The 16148-nt window shown below is 72.9% G+C and carries 9 protein-coding genes, 2 tRNA genes, 1 other RNA gene and 1 pseudogene; 10 read left to right on the forward strand and 3 right to left on the reverse strand.

The annotated features are described in order from the left end of the window. Window positions 1-87 precede the first annotated feature (87 nt). The 4 genes from ACSUPV_RS21265 (at window position 88) to ACSUPV_RS21280 (ending at window position 5058) form a co-directional block, all read left to right on the forward strand. Complete coding sequence (locus tag ACSUPV_RS21265) at window positions 88-2649, forward strand: hypothetical protein (protein ID WP_436948192.1); 2562 nt, start codon at window positions 88-90, stop codon at window positions 2647-2649. After that, the gene (locus tag ACSUPV_RS21270) at window positions 2646-3908 is read left to right on the forward strand and encodes a CHAT domain-containing protein (RefSeq protein ID WP_436948194.1); all 1263 of its coding nucleotides are present in this window, start codon (window positions 2646-2648) and stop codon (window positions 3906-3908) included. Before ACSUPV_RS21265 ends, ACSUPV_RS21270 begins: the two co-directional genes overlap by 4 nt. After that, window positions 3889-4227 (forward strand): Pepco domain-containing protein, encoded by a 339-nt coding sequence (locus tag ACSUPV_RS21275; RefSeq protein ID WP_031115343.1) that lies wholly within the window; start codon window positions 3889-3891, stop codon window positions 4225-4227. The genes ACSUPV_RS21270 and ACSUPV_RS21275 overlap by 20 nt, the downstream gene beginning before the upstream one ends. 129 nt (window positions 4228-4356) lie before the next feature. Further along, complete coding sequence (locus tag ACSUPV_RS21280) at window positions 4357-5058, forward strand: restriction endonuclease (protein ID WP_436948196.1); 702 nt, start codon at window positions 4357-4359, stop codon at window positions 5056-5058. A 139-nt stretch (window positions 5059-5197) separates the two neighbouring features. Here ACSUPV_RS21280 and ACSUPV_RS21285 read toward each other — a convergent pair. After that, a pseudogene (locus tag ACSUPV_RS21285) lies at window positions 5198-6614 on the reverse strand (ATP-binding protein). Between the two features lie 239 nt (window positions 6615-6853). Beyond that, window positions 6854-6941, reverse strand: a tRNA-Ser gene (locus ACSUPV_RS21290). A gap of 73 nt (window positions 6942-7014) precedes the next feature. Here ACSUPV_RS21290 and ffs point away from each other — a divergent pair. The 6 genes from ffs to ACSUPV_RS21320 all read left to right on the forward strand — a co-directional run bounded on the left by ffs (window position 7015) and on the right by ACSUPV_RS21320 (window position 16016). Then, an RNA gene (gene ffs, locus ACSUPV_RS21295) (signal recognition particle sRNA small type) lies at window positions 7015-7109 on the forward strand. Between the two features lie 48 nt (window positions 7110-7157). After that, the gene (locus tag ACSUPV_RS21300) at window positions 7158-9677 is read left to right on the forward strand and encodes a DNA polymerase III subunit gamma and tau (RefSeq protein WP_436948197.1); all 2520 of its coding nucleotides are present in this window, start codon (window positions 7158-7160) and stop codon (window positions 9675-9677) included. A gap of 130 nt (window positions 9678-9807) precedes the next feature. Next, window positions 9808-11061, forward strand: a complete 1254-nt coding sequence (gene purD / locus ACSUPV_RS21305; protein WP_031115348.1) for a phosphoribosylamine--glycine ligase — start codon at window positions 9808-9810, stop codon at window positions 11059-11061. 350 nt (window positions 11062-11411) lie between these two features. Then, window positions 11412-13301, forward strand: a complete 1890-nt coding sequence (locus tag ACSUPV_RS21310; RefSeq protein WP_436949923.1) for a hypothetical protein — start codon at window positions 11412-11414, stop codon at window positions 13299-13301. 267 nt (window positions 13302-13568) lie between these two features. Then, window positions 13569-15047 (forward strand): N,N-dimethylformamidase beta subunit family domain-containing protein, encoded by a 1479-nt coding sequence (locus ACSUPV_RS21315; protein ID WP_436948199.1) that lies wholly within the window; start codon window positions 13569-13571, stop codon window positions 15045-15047. Window positions 15048-15116: 69 nt separating this feature from the next. Continuing rightward, complete coding sequence (locus ACSUPV_RS21320) at window positions 15117-16016, forward strand: phosphoribosylaminoimidazolesuccinocarboxamide synthase (RefSeq protein WP_436948200.1); 900 nt, start codon at window positions 15117-15119, stop codon at window positions 16014-16016. Window positions 16017-16068: 52 nt separating this feature from the next. Here ACSUPV_RS21320 and ACSUPV_RS21325 read toward each other — a convergent pair. Next, window positions 16069-16144 (reverse strand) — tRNA-Gly (locus ACSUPV_RS21325). Between the last annotated feature and the right edge of the window lie 4 nt (window positions 16145-16148).

The raw sequence follows: 16148 nt of genomic DNA on the forward strand, positions 1-16148 counted from the left end.
GCCTTCGTCCGGGGCGTCGCGGGCGGTCCCGCAACTGGCCATACTGGTCGTTGAGTTGCCGGACGCGGACGAACCGACGGGGATGTGATGGCGGGGAGCACGGGCACGACGCGGGGCCTCGTCCTCCTCGCGACGGCCGCGGCGGTCCTGGTCGCCGGGGCCGGCGCGGGTGCCGTACTCGTTACCGTGGACGGCGCTCCGGCGGCCGGTCTGTGGCTGCTCGGCGGCTGGCTGGTGCTCGTGGCGGCCGCCGTGTGGTGCGCCGAGGCGGCCGTGGCCCGCGTCCGGCGCAGCCGCCAGTCCACCCGTCAGGGGGAAACCCGGTCGCTGCACCTGGACACGACCGGGATCCTGGCGACGGTCTTCGTGGCCGAACTGACCCTGGTCATCGCGAGACTGACCCGCGGCCAGGAGTACGCGACGGCCTGGGCGGCCGGAGGCCTGCTCCTCGTGCTGCTCGGCGCGGCGTCCCGGCGCACCGCCCACGTCAGCGGCCGCTACGGCTCGGCCACCGGCCACACCCCGTCCGACGACATCCTCACCATCGCTCCCTTCGTCCTGGCCGAGGCGTGCGGCGCCTGGCTCACCGCCCGCTTCGCGGCCGAGGGGCCCCTGTGGGCGGCCTGGGCCGTGGGGGGCGCGATGGTGGCGCTGGCCGCGGGCTTCTGGCTGTCCGACGGGCAGGACTGGTCGGCCGAAGACAGGTACCTGAAGGTGTTCGGGGCCGCCGCGGTCCTGGGCGCGGGCGGTGTGGTGGCGCGGTTCGCGCTGCGCGGCGAGACCGTGGCCGCGTGGTGGGCGGGCGGTGTCGCGGTGGGCGGTCCGCTGCTCGTCTTCGGCGTGTCGTCCCTCGCCTCCGCCCTCCGCCGGCGTTCCCCCGGCGGCCGCGGCCGGACGGCTCCGCCCGGGGCGCAGCTCGCCGGGATCCTGGTCCCGCTGGCCAGTGTCGCGTGGGCGATGTCGCACGGGGAGCCGTGGAGCGCGGCGGACTCCGGCGAACGACTGCTGCGGGCCGGCTGGCTGGCCGGGGCCGGCGCCGTGCTGCTGCTGGCGCAGAACGTCGTACTGCTGTGGACGGGCACCGGGCAGCCGGGAAGCTGGGCGACCGACCTGGCCCGGCGGGCCCGCGCGCTGGCGGAGGAGGAGGCCGGGCACCGGGGCCGTCCGGACCGCTCGGGCCGACTGTCCCCCGGGCACGGGTACGGGCCGCCCGGGTGGCTGTCCCCGGAGGACGTGTGGGACTGGGAGCGGGAGCAGGCCCGGGAACGTGAGCGGCAGTGGGAACGTGAGCGGGAATGGGAACGCGAGCGGGCCAGGGAACGCCACCTGCGCGAACTGGACTCACTTCCGGACAACGCCTGGTGGCGGCGCCTCGCCCACCCCCTCCACTCCGCCGCCGTGACCGAACTCCACCGGCGTACGGCCCTCACCACCGGCCTCGCCATCGACGAGATCTGGCCCCGGATCGCCCTGGTCGCCTCCGACGAGGTCGTCCGCCAGGTGCGGCGCGGGGAACGGGGCGTCCTCGGCTGGCGGATCACCATCGCCGCCGCCCTGTGCACGGCGGGTGCCTGGCTGCTCATCGCGCTCACCGGCTTCGGCGGTTTCCGCTACACGGACTGGCGGCCCGTCCTGCTCGTCTGGGGTCCGCTGCTGGTGGCGGCGATCGCGCTGTGGCAGGCGCGCAGGCTGCTGGCCGAGGTGGACCAGGCCAAGGCGGAAGCGGTCGGGGTCTACCGGTACGACCTGGCGAAGCGCATGCACATCAGCCTGCCGCCGGACCCCTCGGGCCCGTACATGATCCGGCTGGCCGGCGCGCTGAGCGGTGACGAGCCTTTGGACCCGTCCGTGTTGCACCGGCCGCACGAGCCGGAGCTTCCCGACGGCGCCCGGCTCGCCGAACTCGCCGCCCGCGTGGCGCAACAGGTACGGAAAGGTGTACTCGCCGAGGTACGCCAGGCGGTCCGGGAGGGCTACGCCTCACCCGGCCCGCGCTTCCCGGCCGGCGCCGCCGGCCCGGACCTCGACCTGACCGCCCTCGCGCGGGAGGTCGCCGACCGGGCGTCCGGTCCCGTCACCGAAGGCCTCAAGGGTGATCTGAAGAACCATCTGACGGAACTGCACCGGCAGTTCGAGCGGGACGTCCGGGCCGCGATCCACGCCTCGGTGAAGGAGTCCGTGAGCGGCCCCTCCTTGTCGAACTTCACCGGCTACCTCGCGATCGAGCTGGACCGCGGGCAGCGGGACGTACGGGCCGAGGGCGGCACGATCACGGCCCCGGCGGGGCGGCGGGTGAAGCTGTTCGTCTCCGTCGTGCGCGACCCGCGCGCCCGTGACCTCCCGTCGGTCGTCGAAAGCCCGCCGGGCCGGGACTTCTTCGTCTTCGAGCCGGTACGCGTCGAGGGCGGCAGGGACACCCGCACGGTGTCCTTCGACGCCATGGCCGACAGCTCGACGCTCACACCCCTGCCCCAGCGCAGGAACCTCCTCGTCGAGAACGAGCAGCAGACGGCCTTCGAGTTCCGGCTGCCCGAGGAGGAGGGCGGCCACGAGGTGTGGTTCCAGCTGTACCAGGCGGGCCACCTCGTCCAGGTCGTCGCCCTCAAGGTAGAGGTACGGGCCCCGGCCGGGGCGACGGACGACGCATGAGCGAAGCACGATCCCCGGACGTCCGTGTACGCGTCCTGACCACCGACGAGGCGACCCGCCTGGAGTTCACCGCCGGGCGACCGGGCATCCCGCCCGTGCGCGCCACCCTGGTCGGCGGCGACGCGCTGCTCAGGGTCCGCCAGGAACTGGACAGGGGGCTGACCCGTCTCAAGGACGAACTCACCGCGTTCGATGTCGAGGACAAGGACCTCAACCGGGTCTTCCAGAGCCTGCACGGTCTCGGCCGCACCCTGCTCTTCATCCTGTTCGGCGGACAGCAGGCCGTCCTCAAGGAGCTCCAGGCGTTCTGGAACAAGGCCCTGCCGTACGGCATGAATCCCGAACTGCCGCCCCCGCTCGTCGAGTGCGTCGGCGGCCGGGACGGCTTCCTGCCCCTGGAGTTCCTGCCGCTGTTCCGGATGTTCCCGGGCGCGCCCGTCGAGACCCCGGGCGACTTCATCACCGCCTGCCGCACCCTCGTCGGCTTCTCGTGCGTGGTGCGCCGCGCCATGCTGCCCGCCCCGGTCCACGGCGGCCTCGCCCTGCACACCGGCCCGCACGGCCGGGTTCCCGCCCGCTACCTGTACTACGAGCACCTCGAAGGAGCCGTCGAGGAACTGGCCTGGTTCAGCGGCGCCGGAAGCGCGCACATCGACCTCGAAGGCCCCTACCCCGACGGGGCGGAACGCGCACCCGGGCTGGCCGAGCAGATCTTCGACCCCCGGCTCCTCCTCGACGGCACCCGCCGCGAACTCCCCGACCAGGTCCAGCACTTCGCCTGCCACTGCTACACGCGCTCCGACGACACCCTCGCGTCCGAGATCGAACTCAGCGGAGCGGGACACCACTCGCGCACCACGCTCGGCACTCTCGGAGCGGACCTCGTCGCCCTCGGCGCCGAACGGGACCTGCGCGACTTCGACCTGCCGCTGGTGATGATGAACGCCTGCGGCTCGGGCCGCATGCGGGCCCCGGGAGCCCCTTCCTTCCCGTACCTCTTCCTCATGAACGGCAACCGCGGCTTCATCGGCACCGAGACCGAGATCCCCGACGACGTCGCCGCCGCGTTCTCCAAGGCGCTGTACGAACGGTTCCTCATCCGCAGGATCCCGCTGGGCAGAGCGCTCCTGGAGTCCCGCCGGCACCTCCTCTACACGCTCCGCAACCCGCTCGGCCTCACGTACGCCGCGTACGCCGACCCCCACCTCCACGTCCACCCGACCCCCGAGGAGACACCCCGTGCCCCAGCCCACCCCTGACACCACGAAGACGATCAGCGTCCTCGGCCTGGAGGACACCGACCAGGGCCGCACCGACCGGCTGACCCTCCGCCGCCTGGAGGAGTGGCGTGCCGCCCGCACGGAGATCCCCACCGAGGAACTCCGCACCCGCCTCGCCGACTTCGTCACGACGATGCAGGACGTCATCGCCTCCCTGCCGGAGCGCGCGGGCGAGTTCCAGCTGAACGAGGTGACGTTCAGCGCGGAGGTGAGCGCGAAGGGGACGGTGTCCCTGCTCGGCTCGGGCGGCGAACTGTCGGGCCAGGCGGGCATCACGTTCACCTTCACCCGGGGCTGACCCCCCTCGGGGGCCCGGCCCCTCCCGCCCCGCCGCCCCGATCCGGCCATGGCCGACTCGCGCCCTTCTCGCACCACCCGAGGCTGCTCAGACTGCCTTACACGGTCCGATGGGGGAGGGGTGCTCGACGTGGCTGGGCGTAAAAGGGGCGCGGCCGCTCGTCGGCGGCAGGCGGCGCGGCTGAAGGTGGGGGTAGCCGGCGGTGGCCTGGCGCTGGTCCTGCTGGCGGTGTTCTGGCCGGCCGTCCGGCCCTACGCCACGGGGGCACTGATCCTCGGTGGCGCAGCAGCCGCGGGCTGGTGGCTGTGGCGCACGGACCGGACCGCCCGCGGCCGGGACCGCCAGTGGCGGCGGGAGGAAGCGGTGAAGGCCGGTCACCGGACACTCGCCGAGGTGGACGCGATGACCGGTACCGAGTTCGAGGAACTGGTCGCGGGCCTCTGCCGGCGGGACGGATGCACCGACATCCGGCGCGTGGGCGGTGCGAACGACAACGGCGCCGACGTCGTCGGCCGTCTCCCGGACGGCCGGACCGTGGTCATCCAGTGCAAGCGCTACGCGCCCAGCAGCACGATCGCCAGCCGTGAGCTGCGCGACCTGCTCGGCGCCAAGGTGCACTTCGGGGCCGACGTCGCCGTCTTCGTCACGACCACGCGCTTCAGCCGCCCCTCGGAGAGATTCGCCCTCCAGCACGACATCCTCGCCGTGCACCGGGACCACCTCGGCCTGTGGAACAACGGCGCCTCCCTGCTGACCCTGCCGGAGGTGAACGGCCGGGGCCAGGGCGACTCCCGCCACCGGGCACGCTGGAAGCAGGCGTACGGGAAGTGACGGGCCGGGACGGTCAGACCTGTCGACTGAAGCCGGGCGCGTCCTGACCTGCGGCGGTGCATGCGGGCGGTCTCTGCCCGGACCGCAACGGACGGAGGCGAATGCAACCAGGACTGCAACCATGGAAGCCCAGCCCTGCTCAGACCCTGCGCCAGGCGGTGAGCAGTTCGTCGGGGCCGTAGGCCGCCTGGAGACCGGAACATCTGATCCCGCTGCGGGAGACCGCCACGAGCGGTACCGGCTCGTCGGTGACCGCCGCCCGATGCTTCTGCAGTGCTGCCAGGTCGTGGCTGTCGAACGTGGAGTTCTCCAACCACTTGACCGAGCCGAGGAAGAGCAACTGCTTGGCCACCGGCTGCCGGTCGGCGCCCACCAAGTCGATTTCCACGTCGTTGCTGCGGGTCCAGTACCCGCCGACCGCGGGGGGCGGGCAAAAGCCCGTCCGGCAGGAGACGGGCTAGGGATTCCCGGACGAGGGGCTCGATAGCACGCCCCCGCCAACTCGTCCACTGCTCCTTGATCCGGCTCAGAGTGAGATCCCCCCGCATCCGCTCGATCTCGGCCATGTGCGGATCCAGAAACGCGAGCCAGAAGCGCAGGTAGGGGTCGGCCACCCGGTAGCGGCGTTCCTTCGACGGCCTGAGCGAGAGCGGCAGCTCGGCGGCCACGACCCTCTTCTCGGTCAGGACGTCAGTGGCCCGGGTGAGAGTGGTGTGGGCGATGCCGCCGGCCACGCGAGCGATGTTGGTGAAGGTTCGCTCCCCGGATCCGATGGCCCGCAGGACTTCCCTGCTCATCGCCTGCGGTGGAAACTCCGCGGCCAGTGACCGTTCAGCGGAGACCAGCAGCGCCGAGACCGGGTTGTCCAGCGAGTCGCGGAGGAACTCCCAGACATCCGCTCCGGCCCGCCACTCGGCACAGATCAGAGGCAGACCTCCCGTGATCAGAGCGGCGTCGAACGCGGCCGCCGGAGACAGGCCGAGCATTTCGCCGATGTCGGCCGGGTTCAAAGGGCCCACGACCATTTCCCGGCCCCGCTGGTGAAAGGGCCGGTCGTAGCTGTTCAGCGCCTCCATCATCGACAGATCGGACCCGACCAGGAGGAGAAGCACCGGCTTGCGGCTCAGCAGCCGGTCCCATGCCCGCTGGAGCATGCCCTCGAAGGCGTCGATGCGGTCCATCAGATAGGGAACCTCGTCGATGACGACGACGCTGGGAGTGTCGTCGGGCAGGATCTCCGCAAGGAGCCTGAGTGCCGCATTCCACTGCTCCGGGGTCTCCTCCGAGAACAGGTCCCGTTCCGGCAGGGTGGACCTGACGGCGTCGAGCAGCTCCGTCAGCTCGTCCTCGGCCGTGCCGCCCGCCGCGGTGAAGAAGAGGTACGGCGTCTCGGCCCGCCGGATGAACTCCTCGACGAGGCTGGACTTGCCGACCCGCCTCCGTCCGCGCATGAGGATGCACTGCCCGGGTTTCGCCGACCCGGCGGCGTCGTGAACCGCCTGCAAGGCGTTGCCGAGCACGTTCAGCTCACGTTCCCGCCCGATGAAACGACCCATGTAGGCTCCCGCTGGGCGCATGAGACTCATGGCGCCGTGGATATGGGAGCGGGGAAAGTTGGTCGCGTACCGGCGACCTCCCGCTGATCGAGACCCTTGGGGCGAGCTGCCGCGGGGCGCGCCTGGGGAGCCCCGGAAGCACCCGCTGCGGACAAGAACCAGGACAACGAAGGCCGAGACACGTCGAAGGGCCCCACCGCGAACGGTGGGGCCCTTCGACATCGTGCCCGGTGAGGCACTGGCGGAGGATACGAGATTCGAACTCGTGAGGGGTTGCCCCCAACACGCTTTCCAAGCGTGCGCCCTAGGCCTCTAGGCGAATCCTCCGCCGGAAACATTACATGACCGAGAGGAGTGCTCGCGAACTCGTTCCCCGCCCCCGACATCAGGTAGCCTTGGCGCAGCCCCTCACGCGGCGCTATCTGACTGAACTCCCCCAGGGCCGGAAGGCAGCAAGGGTAGGTTGGCTCTGGCGGGTGCGTGGGGGGCGTCTGCGTTCCCGGGCGGGGCCCGATGTCAGTGGGCGCCTATAACCTCGTATGCGTGTCGTCTCTCGCTCTGTACCGCCGCTACCGCCCGGAGACCTTCGCCGAGGTCATCGGGCAGGAGCATGTCACCGCCCCGTTGCAGCAGGCGCTGCGGAACAACCGGGTCAACCACGCGTACCTGTTCAGCGGGCCGCGCGGCTGTGGCAAGACGACCAGCGCGCGGATCCTGGCCCGGTGCCTGAACTGCGAGCAGGGCCCGACGCCGACCCCGTGCGGCGAGTGCCAGTCGTGTCAGGACCTCGCGCGCAACGGACCCGGTTCCATCGACGTCATCGAGATCGACGCCGCTTCGCACGGTGGCGTGGACGATGCCCGTGACCTGCGCGAAAAGGCCTTCTTCGGGCCCGCCCGCAGCCGGTACAAGATCTACATCATCGACGAGGCCCACATGGTCACGTCGGCCGGTTTCAACGCGCTGCTGAAGGTCGTCGAAGAGCCCCCGGAGCATCTCAAGTTCATCTTCGCGACCACCGAGCCCGAGAAGGTCATCGGGACCATCCGGTCGCGGACCCATCACTATCCGTTCCGGCTCGTCCCGCCCGGGACCCTGCGGGACTACCTCGCCGAGGTGTGCCAGAAGGAGGCCATCCCGGTCGAGGACGGCGTCCTCCCGCTCGTCGTGCGGGCCGGCGGCGGGTCCGTGCGTGACTCGATGTCCGTCATGGACCAGCTGCTCGCCGGCGCCGCGGCGGACGGTGTGACATACGCCATGGCCACCGCCCTCCTCGGGTACACGGACGGCTCGCTCCTCGACTCCGTCGTCGAGGCCTTCGCCACCGGCGACGGGGCCGCGGCCTTCGAGGTCGTCGACCGTGTGATCGAGGGCGGGAACGACCCCCGTCGTTTCGTCGCCGACCTGCTGGAGCGGCTGCGTGACCTGGTGATCCTCGCCGCCGTCCCGGACGCGGCGGAGAAGGGGCTCATCGACGCCCCCGCCGACGTCGTCGAGCGCATGCAGGCCCAGGCCGGCACCTTCGGCCCGGCCGAGCTGAGCCGCGCCGCCGACCTCGTCAACGAGGGACTGACCGAGATGCGCGGCGCCAACTCGCCCCGTCTCCAGTTGGAACTCATCTGCGCCCGCGTCCTGCTCCCCGCCGCCTACGGCGACGAGCGGTCCGTCATGGCCCGCCTGGACCGGATCGAGCGCGGCGTGAACTTCTCCGCGGGGCCCGCGGCCGGCATGCCCGCCATGGGTTACGTCCCCGGGCCGGAGGGCCACCACCAGGCGCACGGGGGAGCGGCCCCGGCGGACTCGGCTTCGGTCCCGCCCGGTGGCGGCCCCGCCGCGGCCCGGGCGGCGGTCCGTGCCTCCGGAGCACCCGGCGGAGGGAGCAGCGGGAGCAGCGGGAGCAGCGGTGGCATGGGCGGTCCCGGTGGCCACGGTGGCCCCGGTGGCAGCGGCGCCGGTACGGCGGCTGCCGCGGGCCCGAGCGCGATGACGCCCCAGGCGCCGGGCACGCCCGGAGGACAGGCCCCTGGTGCCTCGGGAGCACCCGCCCCCGACGCCCCTGCCGCCTCCGACCCCGGCACCGGCGGACCCACTCAGCCCGGTGGACGCACCCAGGCCGGCGGACCCGCCCAGCCCGCCCAGACACCGGCCCCGGCCCCGTCCGCCCCTGCCCCCGGCGCCTGGCCCACCGCCGCCTCGGCGGGCAGCGGCGGCCGTCGACCCGGCGGCTGGCCCACGGCCGCCCCGGGTGCACCCGCCGCGCATACACCCGCACCGGGGACCCCGGCGCCGAACGCTCCCACACCCAGCGCCACCCCCGCCGCCTCATCGGCAGCCCCACCGGCGGCCCCACCGGCAGCTCCCGCCCAGGCCGCCCCTGCCCAGCCCCCGACCGGCGGCCTCGACCCCCGCATGCTCTGGCCGAACATCCTGGAAGCGGTCAAGAACCGCCGCCGCTTCACCTGGATCCTGCTCAGCCAGAACGCCCAGGTGGCCGGCTTCGACGGCACCACCCTCCAACTCGGCTTCGTCAACGCGGGCGCGCGGGACAACTTCCTTAGCAGCGGCAGCGAGGACGTGCTGCGGCAGGCGCTGGGCGAGCAGTTCAACGTCCAATGGAAGATCGAGGCGATCGTCGACCCCTCCGGCGGCTCCGCGCCCCCGGCCCCGGGCGGCCCCTCCGGCTTCGGCGGCGGTGCCCCCGGCGGCTACACCGGCGGCGGTGGCGGCGGCTACAACGCCGGCGGTGGCGGCGCCCCAGGCGGCTACAACGCGAGCGGCTACAACGCGGGCGGCGGCGGTACGGCAACCGCCCAGCGCCCCGCCCCGACCACCCAGTCGGCCGCCCCGTCCGCCCCCGCCCAGCAGTCGAGCAGACCCGCGCCCGCCCCCGCCCCGTCCGCTCCCGTCCCTCAGCCCTCCGCCCCGGAGCCCCGCCACGTCTCCGTGGAGGAGGACATCCCCGAGGACGACGACCCGGACCTCGACGAGTCGGCCCTCTCCGGCCAGGAGCTCATCGTCCGGGAGCTGGGAGCGACGGTGGTGGAGGAGTTCTCCAACGAGTGATCCAACGAGTAACCCGGGCCGGGCAGGGCAGCGCCCAGCCCGGCCTTGGAGGATCCTCCAGCCCGAGATTCCCACACCCTTCGGCAGCCCGCACAAGGGAAACCCGCCGCCTCCCGTTAGGCTGACCCCCGTGAAGGTCCTCGTCATCGGCAGCGGCGCCCGCGAACACGCCCTGTGCCACTCCCTGTCCCACGACCCCGACGTCACCGCGCTGCACTGCGCGCCCGGCAACGCCGGCATCGCCGAGGTGGCCGAGCTGCACCAGGTCGACGCCCTGGACGGCGCGGCTGTCACCGCGCTGGCCACGCAGCTGGGCGCGGAGCTCGTGGTGGTCGGCCCGGAGGCCCCGCTGGTCGCCGGTGTCGCCGACGCCGTGCGCGAGGCGGGCATCCCGGTGTTCGGCCCGTCCGGCCAGGCCGCGCAGCTGGAGGGCTCCAAGGCCTTCGCGAAGGACGTCATGGCGGCGGCCGAGGTGCCCACGGCACGCTCGTACGTCTGCACGACCCCGGAGGAGGTCGACGCGGCCCTCGACGCGTTCGGCGCCCCGTACGTCGTCAAGGACGACGGGCTCGCCGCCGGCAAGGGCGTCGTCGTCACCGACGACCTGGAAGCCGCCCGGGCGCACGCCGCGGCCTGCGAGCGCGTGGTCATCGAGGAGTACCTGGACGGCCCCGAGGTCTCCCTGTTCGCCGTCACCGACGGCGAGACGGTCGTACCGCTCCAGCCCGCCCAGGACTTCAAGCGCGCCCTGGACGGCGACGAGGGCCCGAACACCGGCGGCATGGGGGCGTACTCCCCGCTGCCGTGGGCCGACCCCAAGCTGGTCGACGAGGTGCTGCAGACCGTCCTGCAGCCGACCGTGGACGAGATGCAGCGCCGCGGTACGCCGTTCTCCGGCCTGCTCTACGCCGGTCTCGCGATCACCTCGCGCGGGGTGCGCGTGATCGAGTTCAACGCCCGCTTCGGCGACCCGGAGACGCAGGTCGTCCTTGCCCGGCTGAAGACGCCGCTGGCCGGCCTCCTGATGGCCGCGGCCACCGGCAACCTCGCCCACCTGGAGCCCCTGCGCTGGAGCGACGACGCGGCCGTGACCGTGGTCGTCGCCTCGCACAACTACCCCGGCACCCCGCGCACCGGCGACCCCATCACCGGTCTCGACGAGGTCGCCGCCCAGGACGCCCCGCACGCGTACGTGCTGCACGCCGGCACCAAGCGGGACGGTGACGCGATCGTCAGCGCGGGCGGCCGTGTCCTGTCCGTCACGGCCACCGGCAAGGACCTCACCGAGGCCCGCGACCGCGCCTACACCGCCGTCGGCCGCATCCGCCTCGACGGCTCGCAGCACCGCACGGACATCGCCGCGAAGGCGGCGGCCGGCGCGTAACCGACCCGCGCGGGAAACCACCACGCGGGAAACCCCCAGTGCCCGGGAAACCCCCGCCGCCGATGAACCGCACAGGCCCCGGATCCGTCTCAGGATCCGGGGCCTGAAGTTTTCGGTAGGCGGGGGCCTGACCCTCGCTGTCCGTCATCCACCTCTCCCCAAAGCCATTCCATCGAGTGACCGATGCCCTATCCGGCTGACGGGGGCCGAGGCCCCAACTAGGGTGCCGCGCAAGCGTTCCGGCACTTGGCCCACCGGCATTGCGATGTCGGTGGCGGGTGCCACAGTGGGGGAGTGAGCAAGGAAAGCGTCAGGTCAACGGGGAGGGGGTGAGGTCGGTCGTGACCGGAATGGGTGTGGAGGCGGGCGCGCAGGCGGCCGCGCGGTACCGGGCGCTCGTCGTGCTGCGCATCCGCAGCCGCGCGCTGGCCGTCGCCCTGCTGCCCGCCGCCGTCGCCGTGATCCTGCTCGCGGGCCCCGCCACCGGCCGTCTCACGGGCCCCGGCTGGGACGCCGCCCGCTGGGCCCTGACGCCGGTCGCGGTCCTCGTGCTGCTCGCCGCCGCAGGTGTCGCCCTGGTCGTCGCCCGGGCCCGCCCCGCGATCAGCCCGACCGTCCCGATCACCGAGGAGGCGGCCCCCGACCTGTACCGGATGGTGCGCGACCTCGCCGACCGCCTCGACGTCCCCGCGCCCTCCGCGATAGCGCTCACCCCGGACTGCGACAGCTGGCTGGAGGACCGTACGCACCGGGCTCACGGCCCGCCCCCGGCCGAGGAGCACGACGACATAGCGGGCGCGGGGAAGTACCCGCACCGCCGGCACCCCGTCTCACCGGTCCTCGTCATCGGCTCGCCCTTCCTGTGGTGGATGCGCGTCGGCGAACTGCGGGCGGTCCTCGCACCGGTCGTCGCGGGTACGGGCCCCTCGGCCCACCCGGACATAGCCGCCGCCCGGCGCTTCGTCCGGGGGCTGGACGCCGCGGTGGCCGTGGCCTCGGGTCCGCGCCGCGATCCGGTGTCCCGGGCGGTGCTCGCCGGTGTCGGCTGGGTGGCCCGGCTTCTGTTGCGCAGCTGCCGTGGGCACGCCGCCGAGATGGAGCGGGGCGTGGCGGCCGCGGCCGCGGAGCGTGCACAGGCTGTGGATTACGGCCTGCGGATCGTCGCCCAGGAGCAGGTGGGGCTGGCGTACGCGGGCTGGGACCGGCTGCTGACCAGGGTCGCCCTGCCCGCCTGGCGGATGGGCCGCTGGCCGTCCCGACTGGACGCCGGTGTGGTCGCGGCGCTCACGGAGCTGTCCCGGCGCGACCGCCTGGCCGAGGGGTTCGCGTCCCGGCTGGGGGAGCGGCCGGCCTGTGATCTGCTGGAGGAGCCGGGCGCGGTCGACGAGGCCGCCTCCCTGCTCGCCGCCCGCCTCTTCCACGGCGGCCCTGCCTGGCCCGGGCCCGACTGGTCGCCGGTGGCCTGGAGCGAGTATCCGGAGGAGGTCGTGGACCGCAAGTGGCGCCTGGACGCGGCCCGGCTCCACCGCGTCCTGGACGCGCTGGGCGTCCGCCCCCTCACCGGCCCCACGGCGCCCGCCACCGGCGCCCCGACCCTCGCCCGCGTCCTGGACCACCTGACGGACACCACCCCCGACAGCCCCGCGGTACCAGGCGACGACGCCACCCCGAGAACCGACGGCACCACCAGAACCGACAGCACGACGGCAACCGGACTCGGCCCCGCCACCGGACCCGCAACCGGAGCCGGACCCGCCACCGGACCAGGACCTGCCCACCCCACCTCCTCCTCGTCCGCCGCCGACGACGAAGAAGAAGACCTCTCCGGCACAACGGCCCGCAGCGCCGCTCTCGCCGCCCGCCTCAGCGCCGAACTGTCCCGCGAGGAAAGCCCGACATCCCACCCGTCCCCCACGGCCTCCGACGCCACGACCGCCGACCCCGCCGCCCTCTGGGACGATCGCACGCTCCCCCTCTTCCCCCTCCAGCCCCCGCGCACGGCCCGTGACCTGCTCGCCGACCACCTGACGGCGATGGTCTGCTGCGCCGCGATGGACACCGCCGGCGCGACGCCCGGCCTGGACTGGCTGGACGGCCCGACCCTGCTCCTCGACGGCGCCCGCACGCCGGATCTCGCGCCGAAGGTCCTCGCCCTGATCGAGGACGGCGACGCCACCCCGCTCCGGGCCTGGCTGGCCGACCTGGGGATACGCCCGGAGAAGCCGGTCCGGCTGGCCTGACCCCGGCCGGTCCCCGGCACCCACCAGCCGGAGCACTGCCTTCCCCTTCTGGCCAATTCGAAACGAACAGTGACGAAGTGCGCGCGTTATGTGATGTGCTTGGACCGTTCGCGCATGGCAAAGGCGCGCGACATACGACAAAACCACAGGACCACACAAGAACACACGAGACCACGCGAGGCACCACAAGGTGCCACAGGGCGTCACCAGGCACCACCGCCACATCAGCAGGCACGACCACGGGGGCGAAGGGGAGGGGAAGCGACCATGGGCCCGGAACAGATCCGCCGCTGGGAGTCGGGAGCGCTGGCGCACGCCGTGACGGATCCCTTCGGGCTGGGCCCGGTGCCGTGGCTGCGCGGCAACGTGACGTACCTCGACGACACGGGCCGGATCGTCCCCTGGTACGCGGACCAGGACGCGCCCCACGAGCCCCGAAGCGAGGGCAGCCGCTCCGGCGGCCCCCGGGCGGCCGACGACGTCCACCGCCAGATCAAGGGCTTCACCTCCACCGGCGCGGTCGCCCCCGGCGAGGCCATCGACTTCCACGTCACCGTCGACCCGCCCCAGGAGTTCGGCGTCGACATCTACCGCATCGGCCACTACGGCGGTGACGGCGCCGCCAAGATCACCACCAGCCCGCGCCTGTCCGGCATCGTGCAGCCCCCGCCGCTCACCGCGGACCGTACGGTCTCCTGCCACCACTGGTGGCTGTCCTGGCGCCTGCAGGTCCCGTCGTACTGGAACGTCGGCGCGTACGTCGCCGTGCTCACCACCGCCGACGGCTACCGCTCCCACGTGCCGTTCACCGTCCGCCACGACCAGCCCGCCGACCTGCTCCTGGTCCTGCCCGACATCACCTGGCAGGCGTACAACCTCTACCCGGAGGACGGCCGGACCGGCGCCAGCCTCTATCACGCCTGGGACGAGAAGGGCCGGCTCCTCGGCGAGGCCGACGCCGCCACGACGGTCTCCTTCGACCGGCCGTACGCGGGCGCCGGCCTCCCCCTCCACGTCGGCCACGCCTACGACTTCATCCGCTGGGCCGAGCGCTACGGCTACGACGTCGCCTACGCCGACGCGAGTGACCTGCACGCGGGCCGCGTCGACCCCGCCCGCTACCGCGGTCTGGTCTTCCCGGGCCACGACGAGTACTGGTCGGCCGACATGCGCCGGACCGTGGAGGTCGCCCGCGACGCCGGCACCTCGCTCGTCTTCCTCTCCGCCAACTCGATGTACTGGCGGGTGGAGCTGGGCCCTTCCCCGTCCGGCGTCCCCCACCGGCTGCTGACCTGCCGCAAGCGCAGGGGCCCCGGCAAGCCGGTGCTGTGGCGGGAGATCGACCGGGCCGAGCAGCAGCTCCTCGGCATCCAGTACGCGGGGCACGTCCCCGAGCCGCACCCGCTGGTCGTGCGCAACGCCGGGCACTGGCTGTGGGAGGCGACGGGAGCGCACGAGGGCGACGAGATCGAGGGCCTGGTCGCGGGCGAGGCCGACCGCTACTTCCCGCGCACCCCGCTGCCCGAGCACGAGGAGCGCGTGCTGCTCGCCCACTCCCCGTACCCCGACAAGGAGGGCGTCCTCCGCCACCAGGAGACGTCCCTCTACCGCGCCCCCTCCGGTGCCTGGGTCTTCGCATCCGGAACGTTCGCCTGGTCCCCGGCCCTGGACCGCCCCGGCCACGTCGACGCGCGCGTCCAGCGCGCCACGGCCAACCTCCTGGACCGCATCTGCAAACGCGACTGACCCGCTGTCGGTGATCAAGCTCGCATACGGGAGAATCGAGCCACTCGTACAGAACCACGGGGAGGAACCGTGTCCGGATTCGTCGAAAAGCCCGAGCCGCTCCAGGTTCCGGGCCTGGTGCATCTGCACACCGGCAAGGTGCGCGAGCTGTACCAGACCGAGGCGGGCGACCTCGTGATGGTCGCCAGCGACCGCATCTCCGCGTTCGACTGGGTACTGCCGACGGAGATCCCGGACAAGGGCCGGATCCTCACACAGCTCTCCTTGTGGTGGTTCGACCAGCTCGCCGACCTGATCCCGAACCACGTCCTGAGCACGGAACTCCCCGCGGGAGCGCCCGACGACTGGCAGGGCCGCACGCTCATCTGCAAGTCGCTGCAGATGGTCCCCGTGGAGTGCGTGGCCCGCGGCTACCTCACCGGCTCGGGCCTGGTGGAGTACGACGAGTCCCGCACGGTCTGCGGCCTCGCCCTGCCCGAGGGCCTGGTCGACGGCAGCGAACTGCCCGCCCCGATCTTCACCCCCGCCACCAAGGCCGCCGTCGGCGAGCACGACGAGAACGTCTCCTACGAGGAGGTCGCCCGCCAGGTCGGCGCGGACACCGCGGCCCGGCTGCGCCAGGCGACCCTCGCCGTCTACTCCCGGGGCCGGGACATCGCCCGCGACCGGGGCATCATCCTCGCGGACACCAAGTTCGAGTTCGGCTTCGACGGCGACACCCTGGTCCTCGCGGACGAGGTCCTCACAGCCGACTCCTCCCGCTTCTGGCCGGCCGACCAGTGGCAGCCGGGCCGGGCGCAGCCGTCGTACGACAAGCAGTTCGTGCGCGACTGGCTGACCTCGGCGGAGTCCGACTGGGACAGGAAGAGCGAGCAGCCGCCGCCCCCGCTGCCGCAGCACGTCGTCGACGCCACCCGCGCCAAGTACGTGGAGGCGTACGAGCGCCTGACCGGCACGAGCTGGTCGTAGGAAGAAGCGGGACACAGAGAAGCCCCCCGGCCGGAACCGGGGGGCTTCTCATTGGAGCGAACGACGAGGTTCGAACTCGCGACCTCAACCTTGGCAAGGTTGCGCTCTACCAACTGAGCTACGTTCGCATGC

It is taken from the genome of Streptomyces sp. SudanB52_2052 (assembly GCF_964272415.1).
Taxonomy (GTDB): Bacteria; Actinomycetota; Actinomycetes; order Streptomycetales; family Streptomycetaceae; genus Streptomyces; species Streptomyces olindensis.

What these genes read in the sequence shown, in the direction of transcription:
- ACSUPV_RS21265 (WP_436948192.1), top strand. Translation starts at nt 88, where the DNA reads ATGGCGGGGAGCACGGGCACGACGCGGGGCCTCGTCCTCCTCGCGACG.
- ACSUPV_RS21310 (WP_436949923.1), top strand. Translation starts at nt 11,412, where the DNA reads ATGGGTGTGGAGGCGGGCGCGCAGGCGGCCGCGCGGTACCGGGCGCTC.
- ACSUPV_RS21270 (WP_436948194.1), top strand. Translation starts at nt 2,646, where the DNA reads ATGAGCGAAGCACGATCCCCGGACGTCCGTGTACGCGTCCTGACCACC.
- ACSUPV_RS21315 (WP_436948199.1), top strand. Translation starts at nt 13,569, where the DNA reads ATGGGCCCGGAACAGATCCGCCGCTGGGAGTCGGGAGCGCTGGCGCAC.